We start from the raw sequence: 14,619 nt of genomic DNA, 5'->3' as shown, positions 1-14,619 counted from the left end.
CCTAGTTGGGTTCGCTATGCTAGAAGGTGTCAAGCCGATTTGTAGGTCGAACAATGGCAGTCAACCCCAAACGAACTAAGTCCAAAAACAGAAATCGCAAGCCCGCAAAGGTGCAAGCCTCACTTGTCAGAACCGACAAGTGGGTTCTCTTTGTCAGCGCAGATGAACACCATGTTTTAGGGTTGACTGTCGAGCAATACCGCTTGTTTGTTCGACCGTTGGTGATTGCGGTTAACTCGCAGTGGCACAATCTAGAAACAGTGAAATCGCTCGACCGTTTTGTGTTTGTCGAGAAGATGTTCATCCAGACCGCGAAGAATCCGACTCCAAAGCATTCCTACTTTGCAAACCGTGCGCGACTCAATCCCGCGTTTCTTAAGTTTCCGTCGTACCTCAGACGTGTGGCGATTAACGAGGCGATGGGAATCGTATCGAGCTTTAGAACCCGGTATGACCAATGGCAACGCGGCATCAGATCCAAGCGTTCTGCAAAACCGCCATCTTTGACCGCGATGTCTAACACCTACCCAGCGCTGTATCGAGGGCAGTCGATTAAATATCACGCAAACGGCACGGTTGAGATCAAAGTCTGGAATGGTTCGGACTGGGTTTGGTTAACCGTGCAGGCAAAATCAGAACGCAAGCAGGGACGGCACCTGAACCCGAATAACGTTCAGGAGTCGCCTACGCTGGTTGTGAACGCAAAGCACTGCCGTCTGTCGGTTCCATTCACCACAAATCCTGACAAACTGCCCGATTCGGATTATGTTTGCGCGGTCGATTTGGGCATTAACAATACGGCTGTCGCGTCGATTGTCGGAAAGACTGGTACTGTAAAAGCGCGGTTGTTTATTGACCAAGCTAGAGACATAGACCGTCGCGACAAACGCGCGACCCTGATTCGTCGCAAGGCTAAGATCGCCCGTCGAATGCGCGGTGAGTTGTTCAAGGGCTTCTGTTCCGGTCACTATCGGAAGTCCGCGAACATCAACAAGCAGATTGGACAACTGACTTCACGCCGCATCGTCGATTTTGCCTCACGGCATGGCGTATCGGTCATTGTGTTTGAGAATCTGAGCTACTGGAAAGCAAAAGGCGGGCGCAAACGGACGGCACTCAAGCAACGGTTTCATCGTTGGTGCAAAGATGCCATCGTGCGATTAACTCGCGATAAGTGGAGCGAATCTGGTGGTCAGATATTCACAATTAATGCTGCATACACGTCCGCCTACGCCTATGATGGATCTGGCAAGCTGAAACGGGCTAAAGAAAATTATAGTCAAGCTACCTTCACATCAGGCAAGCAGTACAACGCAGATTTGAGCGCATCGTATAATATTGGTGCGCGGTACTGGTACGCCATTTTGAACGGCGATAAAGCTATAGGACACCATTTTACGAGGGTCTGGGAAGCAAAAGATTCTTCCCAGACACAGCGAATTCCTGTAACCCTCAGTAGCTTGTGGCTGCAAGCTCAAGCTACCACAGATACCCTAACCACATCTCTGATTGGTTAGGGAGAATTCATATTCCCAGAAGAATCGCTCTGTGTTATCCCGGCTGCGACACAGGTATTTCCAAATGTCCAAGTCTGTGTCCATTACTAGGCCGATGACGATATAAGATTCGTCGTTGGTTTTCACTGTATCCCCAAATTTGAAATCCGGTTGCGCCCAATAGTCAGGCAGGGCGATCGCATTCGGTTCAGGGGCCGTAGTATGGGTTGTATGCGATATTTCAGTGGGCGCGTAGTGTTTTTGTGGCATTTGGTCAATTTTAAGAGCAAGCGATCGCCTTGCTTGCTGGCGGTAGCCAGAGGAGAGGTATTCGTCAGCCACTTCTGTTAAAGCGAATATATGTCGTTGCCCTTTGCACAAATTCTGACAAGTGGACGATTTGGGCGATTTACTCATTTTTACCCCCCTCTTACGTCTATTTGACATGGCTTGCTATGCGACAGCACACTAACTAGGAGGATTTAGGAGGTGTCGGAGTACAAAAAATCAATTAAAAAGCAGCGAAAGTTAATTTAACTTAATTAAATTTTGTAAAAATTGGAGGAAAATTTAGGAATTTTTAGGGACAAGTAGGAGATATTAGGAAATAAGAGGGAATAAGAGGAAATAGAAGGGTTAAAATATAAAGCTTTTTGTGGCTTTCACTAACTATCGGGGTGCGTTCCTTCTCACAAAAAGTTGCACCCCTGTGTGGAAGATGCAACTTACGCTTATTGCTGGTAGGTATTACCTCTTAGAACCTGACCTTTGTCGCAGTCGTAACATCAGCGGGGTTAGTACCCGAATCAGCGAGGCAACAGAGCAGATTAAGATAGCGAACGATCGCTCTGCATGAACATTCTGGTAGCCCGAAAAAAATACTCTTCCACTTCGCTTTTTTGTAAAGTGCAGTAGCAATAGCAATGTTCAGAGATATATTTATACTGCTCTAGAAATTAACAGGCAAATTTCTGAAGTGGAGCACTGCCAACAGAAGTCGAAACAGTCGTCGGATGAATTGCGTGCGATGGTGACGGCTTGTAGAAGACCAGTAATATCAGGTTCGGATAATTAGTTATAATTAAGGGCAGCCGATTCACAGGGACGCCAAACCCCCTATGCCAAAAAAAGTCCAGTTAGAACCGCACTTAAGTGTCCAGGAACTCTACACTCGCTACCGGACAAGTTCAGGGTTAGTCGAACGCAGCCACTACCAGATCATCTGGTTACTCGCCTCGGGCCACACCCCACTAGCGGTGTCTCAAGTTACCGGTTACAGCCGGATTTGGATTTACCAACTGCTGCGACGCTACAACCAATTGGGTGCTGGCGCCTTAAGCGATAGACGTTCGTCCAATCGTGGGCAACCTCCTCAACTCAACGACCTACAAAGAGCGCAACTGTGGCAAGTCCTATCTGGGCCTGCTCCCGATGGCGGTTTATGGAATGGTCGCAAAGTCGCTGATTGGTTAAGTGAGTGGACAGGAGAGCAGATCAGTCGCCATCGGGGATGGGAATATCTTCGGGAAATGGGCTACCGTTTGAAAGTCCCCAGACCGCAGCATCAGGAAACTGACATCTCTCAACAACAACAGTGGAAAAAAAACTTCATTTCGAGTTGAGATTTTTACAAGCTAAATATCCTCAAGCAGAGATTGAAGTTTGGGCGATGGACGAACATCGCTTGGGACTGCTACCAGTATTGCGCCGAGTCTGGACGCTGGTTGGGGAACAACGAGCGTGCCGAGGTCAAACATCAATACAAGTGGCTGTGGGTTTATAGTTTTGTCCACCCCGAGTCAGGAGAAACTTATTGGTGGTTGCTGCCGTTTGTCAACACTCAACTGTTTAATCGGGTGTTGGCCGATTTTGCACGAGAGTATTTGAATGGGGTCCAGATAAACGAGTGCTGCTGGTCGTTGACCAAGCTGGATGGCATCAGTCTCAAGAGCTAGTGATTCCTGAAGGCATTGATTTGTTCGAGCTGCCATCACATTCTCCCGAATTACAGCCAGCAGAACGATTGTGGCCACTTACTAATGAAGTCGTAGCCAATTACTCACCCCAAAATCTTGACGAGTTAGAAGAGCTGTTGGTCTATCGTTGTCAGCAATTGCTCGGTCAACAAGACTTGATTCGTGGACTGACTTGTTTTCATTGGTGGCCTTTGACTCGCCGACCGTTGACAATTAATTGAGTTCGATGAGTTCGAGGTGCTCACCCAGAGCGGCTCTGGAGTGGTCTCACGTGCAAATTAAAATTCGGTCGCCCGAATTCAAGTTCGAGCGCCCGAATTCAAGTTCGAGCGCCCGAATTAATATTATAACTAATTACCCGAACCTGATATAATGTGATAATTTGACAATCAATTATTTGCAGTAAGCTGATGAAACAGGGTGGCTTCTTATTCTGGAGTTTTAGCAGCATAGCCTTGTGCTACTTGGGCCAAGCTAATCCGGCAAGAGCGCAAATTGTCCCAGACGCAACTCTACCAGTTAATTCCACTGTCACCCCTGCTGGCAGCACAAACTCGATCGCAGGAGGAACTAGAGGTGGTAACAACCTTTTCCATAGCTTCAAAGAGTTTTCCCTCCGCACAGGCAGCACAGCCTACTTCAACAACTCCCTAGATGTTCAGAATATCATCACGCGAGTGACAGGCGGCTCGATTTCTAATATTGACGGCATCCTCAAAGCCAACGGCACTGCTAACCTATTTCTCCTCAACCCGAACGGCATTATTTTTGGCCCCAACGCCAGCTTAAATATTGGTGGCTCCTTTTTGGCGAGTACAGCGAGTGCTGTCAAGTTGTCCGACGGGACAGAATTTAGCGCGATCGCTCCCAATCCTCCCTCCTCTTTGCTCAGAGTAAACGTACCCATTGGCTTACAATATCGTTCAAATCCCGGCAGCATCGTCAATCAATCTAGGGCGATCGATAGCAAAGGTCAAATTGTTGGACTCCAAGTGCTACCTAGCAAAACCATCGTGATCGCAGGTGGCGATGTGAGATTGGATGGCGGAAATTTGCAGGCTCCGGGGGGCAGAGTGGAGTTAGGGGGCTTAAGAGGAGCGGGAACCGTTGGGATCAATTGGGATAGTAATAATCTAAGTTTGAGCTTTCCACAGCAGGTAGCCAGAGGCGATGTATCACTCCTTAATAACGCTCAAGTGAATGTACGTGCTAAAGGAGGCGGGGTTATTGCTGTCAATGCTAGAAACCTAGAGATTTCTCAAGGTTCGACAACTGAAGGTTCGACACTTCGAGCGGGAATAGCGGCCGGAGTGGGTAACGCTGAGAGTCAGGCGGGAGATATCGAGGTTAATGCAACAGGAGAGATTGCCATTATAGGTACTCAAACCTTTATTTCTAACGCGGTTCTATCTAACTCAAAAGGTCAAGGAGGCGATATCCGGATCACAGCAGGATCTCTCAGAGTCACTAATGGCGGTCAGATATTTACAGGCATCTTTGGACAAGGAAACTCAGGCAATGTGAATATAACTGTCAGAGATAAAGCTTCTTTTGAGGGAGAAGGTAGTGATAACGTCTCCAGCGGTGCATATAGTCGGCTTGAATCCGATGCTGTAGGTCAGGGGGGTGATATCAATCTGACAGCAGGAACTTTATCTGTCACCAATGGCGCTGTCTTGCAAGCTAGTACCTTGGGACGAGGAAATGCGGGCAGTATTAACATTAACGTCCGGGATACAGCTTCTTTTGAAGGAACAAATTCCGCAGATCTTTTCTCCAGTGGTGCATACAGCCGAGTGGAAGACTCTCAAACAGTAGGTCGGCGAGGGAGCATTAACATCACAGCCGGGACACTATCTGTCACCAATGGCGCTGTCATAACCACTAGCACGGGTGGACAGGGCAATCCTGGCACCGTAACAATTAACGTCCGCGATACTATTATTTTAGACGGGGTGGGCCCGTTCAGAGAAGACCTAAAAACTGGACAATCCAGCGGTATTTTCAGCAGTGTTAAAGAAACAGGGGTAGGTGAAGGTGGCAATATTCGGATTAATACCAGGGTGCTTTCAGTAGGAAATGGTGCTGTTGTAATTGCTAACACTTTTGGGCAGGGAAATGGAGGGAATATTCAGATTAATGCTGATTCAATCTATCTTGCGGGAGTTGATGTTGGCGGACAATCTAGTGGAATATTTACACCTACTGAGCCAGGAGCGCTCGGTAAAGCGGGAGAAATTCTCCTCAATACTGATAGTTTTCGAGTAACAGATCGAGCAGTTGTGAGTTCCAGAACCCTCAATTCTAGTAATGGCGGTAGGATCGTCATTAATGCTCGCACTTTTGAAGCGACTAATGGCGGACAAGTGCTGACAACTACTAGCAGGGGTGGTAATGCAGGTGAGATCGCGATTAATACTAGGGATAGGATGATCCTTGCGGGTACTAATAATATTTTTGCTGAACAAGTTGCTCGCTTTGGTCCGGATCTGGTTAGTAATGTAAGTGCATCTAGTGGGTTATTTGCTAGTACGGGGAAGGATTCCACAGGTGGCGGGGGAAATTTGACGGTTCAAGCGGGGCAGTTGATTGTTCAGGAGGGAGCCCAAGTTAGTGTGAGTGCTGGCGGTTTAGGGGCAGCAGGTAATTTGAGAGTAACTGCGGACTCTATTCGCCTAAATAATGGAGTGCTGAAAGCGACAACTTCTGCTGGTAATTTTGGCAATATTCGCTTACAAGCTCGGGACTTACAATTACGCCGAGGCAGTCAAATTACTACTAACGCTACAGGTTTCGCCACTGGCGGCAATATTAATATTGATACCGGAGTCTTAGCGGCCCTAGAAAATAGCGATATCAGCGCCAATTCCGAAACAGCTAGAGGGGGACAAGTATTCATTAACGCACAAGGTATTTTTGGTATCGAGGCGCGATCGCAGCCAACCCTAAACAGCGACATCACCGCCACTGGGGGAACTCCTGAGTTGAGCGGTACAGTGGATATCCAAACGCCTGATATTAATCCCACTTCTAGCTTACTCGTCTTACCACAAACTCCTGTTGATGTTGCCAGTTTAATCGCTCGCCGCTGTTCGACAGGAAACCCCCAAATTAGCAGATTTATTAATGTTGGACGAGGCGGCCAACCACCGAGTCCCAGTGAACCACTTAATAGTAGTGCAGGTTGGGTAGATGAGCGTCAAATTACAAGAAGTACAGAGAATCCTTCAGTCCTCAATGGCGATTCTGAAAACACTAGCGATCGCCTTGTGGCAGCTCAAGGATGGGTGATTAATGCCACTGGTCAAGTGGAACTTGTCGCCGATGCACCTATCGTCACACCCTATAGTTTTTGGTCAGTCACACCCCCTTGTAATGGAGGCAACAAAGCAGTTAATCAGTAACCACTAACTCTTTTATAAAAAATATGGCAGGAAAAAAAGTTCTATTTTCACGCAGCGTGCAATCCCTTCTAAACTATATATTTTTAGGGGCATTCATAGCTTGTATTTGTGTTCTAGGAGGTCAATTTAACAGTATAGGTTTATCACCTGTTTTTGCCTCAACCGGTTCTGAGCAACTACGTAGTAAAGCTCAAGATTTCACAGCCACAGGACATGAACAATTAGGGTTAGGGAAAGCCGAGCCAGCGCTAGGAAATTGGGAAAAAGCTACAGAAGCTTACACGCAATTAGGCGACACTGAGGGAATAGCCGGCAGTCAAATTAATCAAAGTCTTGCCTTACAAGCGTTAGGACAATATCGCCGTGCTTGCCGGATTTTACTGACAGCTATAAAACTTGACTATCAGGATAATCTTGCCTGCAAACAGCCCAATGAAACAGACATTAAAAATCAACAACAACTCAAATTTCTGCAAGAGGCGTTGGAAAAACTAGAGAATTCTAAAGTAGCAACTATTGGATTGCGAAATCTCGGTGATGTTTTACGGGTAATTGGCAACCTTAATAACTCAGAATTGGTTTTGAAAAAGAGTTTAGAAACAGCTAAAATCTCCAACTCTTTTTCAGAAGTTAGTACTGTTTTGCTAAATTATGGAAATACCAAACGCGGTTTGTACAACCGAACTCGAAATTTATATGAAAGAACAGGATTACCAAATTATATAATAGATGCCATTGAGAAAGCTGAGGAATCTTTAAAGTTATATCAGGAAGGAAGCGATGGTGAAGCAAGCAAAGTGCAATCAAAGCTAAATCGGTTGAGTTTGTTACTGGAACTTGCAGATTGGTTGGAACCAGAATTGAAAAGACAAAATATAAAAATTAAAGATAAATTCGCTCAAATCCAGCCTCAAATTCAACCTCTAGTTAAGGAAATTCTTAACAGTTCAAATTCATTCTCCAACTTACCACCAATTCAGTCAATTTATGCCAAACTTAATTTATCATTGAGCTTGAAAGAACTCAAGCTCAATGATAAATTACTTGTGGCTATCGAATACGCCAAAGATGCCCTCCAACAGGCTAAAAAACTACAAAATAAACGAGCAGAAGCTTATGCTTATGGTATCCTTGGCAAGCTGTATAAAGATGAACAAATAAATCAACTTTCTCTTGCTGAAAGTTCGACGAAAAAAGCAGTATATTTATCCCAATCAATTAAAGCTAAGGACATTGCCTATCAGTGGCAATATCAGTTAGGACAGATTTACGAAAAAAATGGAAACACAGAAGAGGCGATCGCAGTTTATAATGTTGCTTTGGATACTCTGGAAGCAGTTCGTCAAGATTTACTGTCCATTAATCCCGACGTGCAATTTTCCTTTCGGGAGAATGTAAAACCAGTTTATGATGACTTGATTCATTTGCTCTTGGAATCGGAACCCAATCAAGACAGACTTAAACAAATAACGACAGTAATTGGACAGCTTCAGTTTGCAGAACTACCAAATTTTTTACAATGTAGTTCTCTGGATTTAATACCACTAAGCGAAGTTAATCATCAACCTGATGCAGCATTCTATACAATTGTTTTAGAGGAAAAGCAAAAAATTGAGGTGATTGTCAGTTTATATAATAATCAATCAAAATTACATCAATATCACCATTATAGCGTTAATTTCACTGAATTTCAAAATACAGTAAAACTTTTGGGGAGTATCCTCCAAAAAAGAAATTTTAGACCAAGTGGCACATCGTTTACAGAGATTAGCTCTTATTCTCAAAAACTTTATCAACTGTTAATTGTTCCAGCTAAAAGCTATTTGCCAAAAACAGGCACATTGGTATTTGTACTGGATAGCGAATTGCAAAGTATTCCAATGGCTCTATTACAAGATGAAGACAATCATTACTTGGTAGAAAAGTATAGCATTACCGTGAGTTTAGGCGCTCGCAGTCGGGAACCTAAATTTTTACCTTGGCAACAATCAAGAATTTTAATTGCTGGCGTTAGTCAAGGGCCGAGTTTTAAGCAAGAAGAACCCTATTTTGAGGAACTTATTAATATCAAACCTGAATTAGATGAAGTAGAGAAAAATACAATAAAAAGTGAAATACTTTACAATGAAGATTTTACCAAAAGGAGTTTTGAAAATAAAGTTAATAATTCTATATTTCCAGTGCTTCACATTGCGACTCATGGCATCTTCAGTTCTGATCCTGAACAGACAATAATTCTAGCATCTGATGATCGGATTAACATTAGGCAATTAGACCGTTTATTGAGGCGCAGAAGCGAAAGCAGTCGCGATACTATTGAGTTACTTGTACTCAGCGCTTGCCAAACTGCAACAGGAGATAAACGAGCCGGTTTGGGCATTGCAGGGGTCGCAGTACAAGCAGGTGCTCGGAGTACGCTGGCAAGTTTGTGGAATGTGAGTGACAAATCTACTGCTTTGTTTATGGGTGAGTTTTATCGAGGGCTAAATGATAATTTAACTAAGGCTGAAGCGCTGCGAAAAGCTCAAATTGCGTTTTTGAAAAATCCCGATCGTAAAGATTACAATAGTTATTCTCATCCTTATTACTGGGCCCCATTCATTTTAGTAGGAAGCTGGCTTTGATTTGTTATTAAGGAGTTACACTATCGCGTTTTTTGAGCAATTTATTAGTTTCATTCAGTCCTGTTTGTGCTGCTTCTAATTCCTTAGAATCTTGTGCAGTTGTTGCCAACTTGACTGCTGTTTCATACCTAACTTTTGCGAAATCAATTAATCCTTGCTTCCAATATATATTACCTAAAAGACGATAAACTTTAGCATTTTGACTGCCTTCTCTCACCAGTGATTCTAGCAGTTCTATTGTCTCAGTATTTAATTCTTTATTTTTGTAAACATCAGACATCCGAAATGCCTTCTCCTCTCTAGACAAATCTAATTTGTCTATTTTTTCAAGAGCTGCTCGTACCTCTTGAATATCCTCTTTACTCAACATTCTAAATTGTGCCGTTCCCGGTTCTATACGCTTCTGGGTTGCTTGACTCCTGGCTTCAACAATTAGCTTATATTTGCTTCCGGGTTGTAAAGCAGGTGCATCATCTGGATAAGGCATTTTAATTTCGGTGTTATCAACAGTCCTTTCCCAGTCTAAGCCTGAACCCGTTATCTCTGCCAAACGTACAGTGTAATTAATCGCACCAGGAACGGCGTGCCAGGATATCGAAGGTTTGTCATTAAGCAAAGCTGTATCGTCAGAGGGGCTGATAATATAGGGGGTATTAGGGTTTGCAATCGGGCCGCGAGGATCGTCAGGGTAACAGCCATCTTTTTTGTTGCAATCTGTAGCAGCTTTCTCTACGACTTTGAAAACTCTGGGAGGTATAGTACCATGACAACCATTTTCGCGATCGCACTCTTCGGAATTGTCTTTTGAAGCTACTATTTGTATAGTATCAACAGATAAAATAGTGGCTAATGCTGGCTGTATTGCAGTTAGCTTTCCATAAACGATCGCTCTCCAATTTACAGAAACCAGCATCAGAGTGAGAATGAGGGAAGCTGAGATATTGTGTTTCATGGTCTTTGGGCTGCATCCTTTAAACGTTGAATTGCCATAGTCTGCCAAGTTTTGACCTCTACCCTATTTTGGGCATCGCGGTTCCGGCACTCTTTCCAAGCGGCTAATGCCTTCCCGCGATCACCCTTAGCCTCTAGCACCAGTGCCAGCAAACAATAAGCATCAGTTCGATCTTTATTTAATTGTATAGCCTGTCGCAAGTCAATTTCAGCTTGGTTATAATTAGTTTGCATAAAATGCGCCCAGCCAAGATTTTTATACAGTGCTGATTGTACCAGGGGCTTTTCAGTTCGCTGCAATCCTTCTAAACTGAGTTTAATGGCTGTTTCCGCGTCTCCATGTAAAATTTTAAGGCGTGCCAAATCGCTCATGGCATTTGCCGCAACTGGGCTATTATTTTGTCTAGCAAGCTGATACTGAATTTCGGCTTGTTCCAAGTCTCCTGAATCATCGTAAAGACCCCCTAGATTATAGCGAGAGACAGCATTATTTTCATCAAGCTTAAGTGCCTGTTCATAATTTTCTTGGGCACAGATAAATTTTTTTTGCCTTTGACAGACTAATCCCAAATCATTATAAGTTTTAGAGTTTTCAGAATCAAAATATTTTGCTTGCTCATAATATTTTTGGGATTGAGCAAGCCTGTTAGATTTAAGTTCTTTCACTCCTAATTCATAATATTTTTTAGCGAGGTAGGGAAACGACAGCCGATAAATAACACTGCCTATTATTCCCACTGTTAATAATCCAATAGCTAGGAGTTGAAAATTCGGAGAATTGAGGGAGCGCAAAAGGCTTTTCATCATTAGCCCCTTGACCGTTAAATACCGCAATATTGCCCCTGTATTTAACGGTCGATTAGCGGGATTTTGTGCCATGAATTCATCAATTAGTTCCGCTAGTGCTGATTGAATTTGCGGAGCTTTATCTCGCCAAATTAACTGACCTGTTTTGGGATTTTTGGGGATTTCACTGGGATGCTGCCCTGTTAACAAATAAACAAAAGTGCGACCGAGGGCATAAAAATCAGATTGAGGTGTCGCTTGACCGTCAATTTGTTCGGGGGGGGTGTAACCTCCTGACATCACTGTAGTAGCACTACCTCCTCTAAACTTTAAAAGGTAAGTGCCTGTAATTCCCCTGACTGTTCCAAAATCAATCAAGGCTAATTGACCGTCAGGCTTAATCATAATATTAGATGGCTTAATATCCCGATGGAAAAAATGGCTTTGATGTAGAGCATCAATAATTTCCATCAATTGTCTTAGCCAATTAATAGCTACATATTGAGTTATTTTTCCGTGTCGATTGACCCACTGCTCTAAATTATCACCCTCAATTTTTTCCATGACTAAGCAGTGAAGTTCCTGGCAACTATCACGGGGTGTAAAAGTGAAGTAGCCGTCTATTTCTACTTTTGGAATTCCCGGATGATTTAGTTGCTGCAAAGTTAAAGCTTCCCGCTCAAACATCTCGACTAATTGGGAATTGCCGTATTTTAAAATTTTCATTACTCTCTTAGTTCCCCTCTCATCGACTTCAAAAATATCGGTGGAGTTTCGGGGGTCTAAGGGACGCAGGGGTTTGATGAGTTGATAACGCTGATTAATAAGCAAGGGAGTGCCGCAATCTTGACAGCACTCTAAAGTGTCAGGATTTTGGCGATGTTTACAGTCAGGGTTTATGCAGTAGCTCACATAAAAAAGTAGGTTAAGTAAAAGGTAGATTTTTACAAAAATATCCTTGTGGGTGAAGTATGATGGTCACAATTATGAAAACTCTAAGCAATAAATTATCAGCGTGAATTCTTCACGTTTACAAAATTGGGATGCTTAAATTTTCTGGGCGGATGGGAGATGATATTTTGTGACATACTTCTTAATAACTGGTTGTAAGGTAAAGAGGAGTTCGTTTGTATCTTGGGTTTTGACTTTTTCGATGAGATATCTTCCTCGTAATGATTCCAAGGCTTCGATTAAGTCTGAAGTTGCTATTTCTTCTATTTTAGCTCGCAATTGTTGAAATGACAGGGCTTTTTCTTCCTTAGCCAGCCATTGCATGACTTGTTTTTCTAAAGCTGATAGTCGCTGAAATGGCTCGTCTAGGATTTCGCGATAGCTGACAGTGGTACTCCATTTGACAAATGCAGCTACGTCTCTATTAAATATATCTTGAATCGTTGCTGCAATGAGTTTTAACTCTAAGGGATTGCCTCGGTAATGCTGAATTAGCTCTTGCCAAGATTGTTTTCCTGTTAAATTTTGCCCTAATAATATTTGCTGAGCGTCTTCTGGTTTCAATCCTTCTAATTTTAAGGAATGGATGGGGCGCGATGGATTTTCTAATAGGAAAATTTCTCTGAGTTTTTCTTGACTGCTAAGGACTAAGCAGCTTTGATGCTGTTCTTCTGCGATTCGCCTAAAAAGTGCGCCATAACCTTCATATCCCTGAAGGTACCGACCGTAGAGGTCGTTGCTGCGGAGGATGGTTTGCACGTCGTCAAGTACCAGCAAACAGCGACAAGCTCGCAAATAAGAAATTAGCTGTACGATTATTTCATCTGCTTTTTCTGACAGTTCTGGTTCCTGGGGATGAGATAGAGATTTAAGCAAATCTGCTAGTAGGTTTTCTAGGGGAGGGGCGTTGTGGAGACTCCGCCCAATGACACAATCAAAGTAGGGTTGAATTTGTTGTTTTAGTTTGGTTATAAGTGCTGTTTTGCCAATTCCTCCTAATCCGACAACTGCTATTAAGCGGCTGCTATCTTGGACAATCCACTGTTCTAATTGTGCTAATTCTTCTGCTCGACCGTAGAAGATTGATACATCTATAGCTTCACTCCAATCTATTCGATTTAAAATGGGAGAATTGTGAGTTGTGGAGGAAGTTGGCAATGAATTATGTAAGGGATTTAAGGGATGAGTTGTTATTTGTAAGTCTGAGTTGTTATCTGTCAAACCAGTATCCATTACCCCGATTTTGGGTTCTCTTTCGGAGGCTAGATGAGTTTGATAGAGGTTGTGGAGTAGCTGTTGTAGCTTGGCGAATTTGACTGGGCCTCGCCCTTCGATTTGAAATTTAATGTAAATTCTGCTGAGCCTTTTGCGAACTAAGTCCTCGCTGATGTCCAACTGGGAGGCGATCGCAGTGGTGGAGATCCCTGACAGTGAGAGGGACAGCACTTCTAATTCTGCTGGTCTGATGCCGCGATCAGCGGCGATGCTTTGTAGGAACTCTTGGGAAATCAAAGCTTGTGCCTCGTTGTCATTCAATAGAGCCTACTATTATATTCGATGATGGCGTAGTGGTTAAGCTTCCCCCTTTTGAGTGAAAATGCTGGCACTTAATCTATTTGTGCTAGTCTATTAAAGAGTTTAAAGATTGGTAATTAAGAGCCTCTGACTAAAATATCTGCTGATTATATGGCACTTTATCTCTCACCAGATTATGACTATCATTGAACAAATTTACGCGATCGTCAAAACCCTTCCCGAAAACCAAGCTAGCGAAATTCTCACTTTCGCTGAGTTTATTCGTGCCAAGTACCTGAATGAGAACCAATCCACTGACACAGTAGATTCTTTAACTCCTTGGAAAGAATTGGTTTATTCCCTAGCTGGAACATGGGCAGAAGACTTTCCTACTCTGGAAGAGATTCGTGCCGAGTCGGGGGAAGACATCTTGCGGGAGAGCTTCTAGATGTACATTTTGGATACAAATACATTAATTTACTATTTCAAAGGACAAGGACAAGTTGCCCAAAACCTTGCCAATGTATCTCCTCAAGAAATTGGCATTTCCGCGATCGTCCTGTTTGAGTTGCAAGTGGGTATTGCTAAATCTACTTCGCCTGCAAAACGTACCCAACAACTTCAGCAACTTTTGAGCCGAGTTAACCTTGTTCCTTTCGATCGCGATTGTGCTCTTGCTGCTGCCACAATCGCGATCGAAAGGAACAAGGTACTCCCATCGGCACAATTGATGTTTTGATTGCAGGGACAGCCGCTTCGCTTCAAGCAACTCTTGTTACCCACAATGTTAAGGAGTTTTCGAGAGTTTCTGGACTTGCGATCGCAGACTGGTATTGAATGTGTGGCATCAAGTGCGGCTTGTCTTTGGTTAATGGTTCGAGACAGTAAATTTAGCATAACAGAAGGGCGATAGCGC

9 protein-coding genes and 1 pseudogene are annotated in these 14,619 nt (G+C 43.5%); 6 read left to right on the top strand and 4 right to left on the bottom strand.

The genetic code is table 11. The features are described 5' to 3' along the window. Positions 1-53: 53 nt before the first annotated feature. Positions 54-1,517: a transposase gene (locus QT996_RS09770; protein WP_333046207.1), complete on the top strand. Its 1,464-nt coding sequence runs from the start codon at positions 54-56 to the stop codon at positions 1,515-1,517. Here QT996_RS09770 and QT996_RS09765 read toward each other — a convergent pair. Further along, entirely contained in the window at positions 1,494-1,913 is a 420-nt protein-coding gene (locus tag QT996_RS09765) for a hypothetical protein (protein ID WP_333046206.1), read from the bottom strand. The two genes, QT996_RS09770 and QT996_RS09765, sit on opposite strands and share 24 nt — an antisense overlap. A gap of 701 nt (positions 1,914-2,614) precedes the next feature. On the opposite strand from QT996_RS09765, the pseudogene QT996_RS09760 reads away from it, so the two are divergent. The 3 genes and pseudogenes from QT996_RS09760 (at position 2,615) to QT996_RS09750 (ending at position 9,500) form a co-directional block, all read left to right on the top strand. Further along, positions 2,615-3,693 (top strand): annotated as a pseudogene (locus QT996_RS09760) (IS630 family transposase). A 189-nt stretch (positions 3,694-3,882) separates the two neighbouring features. Further along, on the top strand, positions 3,883-6,876 hold the full coding sequence (locus tag QT996_RS09755; RefSeq protein WP_333046205.1) for an S-layer family protein: 2,994 nt from the start codon (positions 3,883-3,885) through the stop codon (positions 6,874-6,876). A gap of 23 nt (positions 6,877-6,899) precedes the next feature. Further along, positions 6,900-9,500, top strand: coding sequence for a CHAT domain-containing protein (locus QT996_RS09750; RefSeq protein ID WP_333046204.1), 2,601 nt, complete (start codon positions 6,900-6,902; stop codon positions 9,498-9,500). Positions 9,501-9,507: 7 nt separating this feature from the next. On the opposite strand, the gene QT996_RS09745 is transcribed toward QT996_RS09750, so the two are convergent. The 3 genes from QT996_RS09745 to QT996_RS09735 form a co-directional block, all read right to left on the bottom strand. Further along, positions 9,508-10,500 (bottom strand): hypothetical protein, encoded by a 993-nt coding sequence (locus QT996_RS09745; RefSeq protein WP_333046202.1) that lies wholly within the window; start codon positions 10,498-10,500, stop codon positions 9,508-9,510. Further along, the gene (locus tag QT996_RS09740) at positions 10,449-12,149 is read right to left on the bottom strand and encodes a serine/threonine-protein kinase (RefSeq protein WP_333046200.1); all 1,701 of its coding nucleotides are present in this window, start codon (positions 12,147-12,149) and stop codon (positions 10,449-10,451) included. The genes QT996_RS09745 and QT996_RS09740 overlap by 52 nt, the downstream gene beginning before the upstream one ends. Positions 12,150-12,284: 135 nt before the next feature. After that, positions 12,285-13,724 carry an NB-ARC domain-containing protein gene (locus QT996_RS09735; protein WP_333046199.1) on the bottom strand — a complete coding sequence of 480 codons (1,440 nt, stop codon included), beginning with the start codon at positions 13,722-13,724 and terminating at the stop codon, positions 12,285-12,287. A 175-nt stretch (positions 13,725-13,899) separates the two neighbouring features. Here QT996_RS09735 and QT996_RS09730 point away from each other — a divergent pair, with 175 nt between their 5' ends. Continuing rightward, entirely contained in the window at positions 13,900-14,151 is a 252-nt protein-coding gene (locus QT996_RS09730; protein ID WP_333046198.1) for a DUF2281 domain-containing protein, read from the top strand. After that, positions 14,152-14,442, top strand: coding sequence for a PIN domain-containing protein (locus tag QT996_RS09725; protein ID WP_333046196.1), 291 nt, complete (start codon positions 14,152-14,154; stop codon positions 14,440-14,442). Positions 14,443-14,619: the final 177 nt, after the last annotated feature.

Origin of the sequence: Microcoleus sp. S13C4, assembly GCF_036700865.1 — a bacterium.
GTDB lineage: Bacteria > Cyanobacteriota > Cyanobacteriia > Cyanobacteriales > Microcoleaceae > Microcoleus.
Note: the sequence above shows the minus strand (reverse complement) of the source record. Positions and strands in the feature narration are given on the sequence as shown.

Coding starts and splice junctions, on each gene's coding strand:
- QT996_RS09730 (WP_333046198.1), top strand. CDS start 13,900: ATGACTATCATTGAACAAATTTACGCGATCGTCAAAACCCTTCCCGAA.
- QT996_RS09750 (WP_333046204.1), top strand. CDS start 6,900: ATGGCAGGAAAAAAAGTTCTATTTTCACGCAGCGTGCAATCCCTTCTA.
- QT996_RS09725 (WP_333046196.1), top strand. CDS start 14,152: ATGTACATTTTGGATACAAATACATTAATTTACTATTTCAAAGGACAA.
- QT996_RS09755 (WP_333046205.1), top strand. CDS start 3,883: ATGAAACAGGGTGGCTTCTTATTCTGGAGTTTTAGCAGCATAGCCTTG.
- QT996_RS09770 (WP_333046207.1), top strand. CDS start 54: ATGGCAGTCAACCCCAAACGAACTAAGTCCAAAAACAGAAATCGCAAG.
- QT996_RS09765 (WP_333046206.1), bottom strand. CDS start 1,913: ATGAGTAAATCGCCCAAATCGTCCACTTGTCAGAATTTGTGCAAAGGG.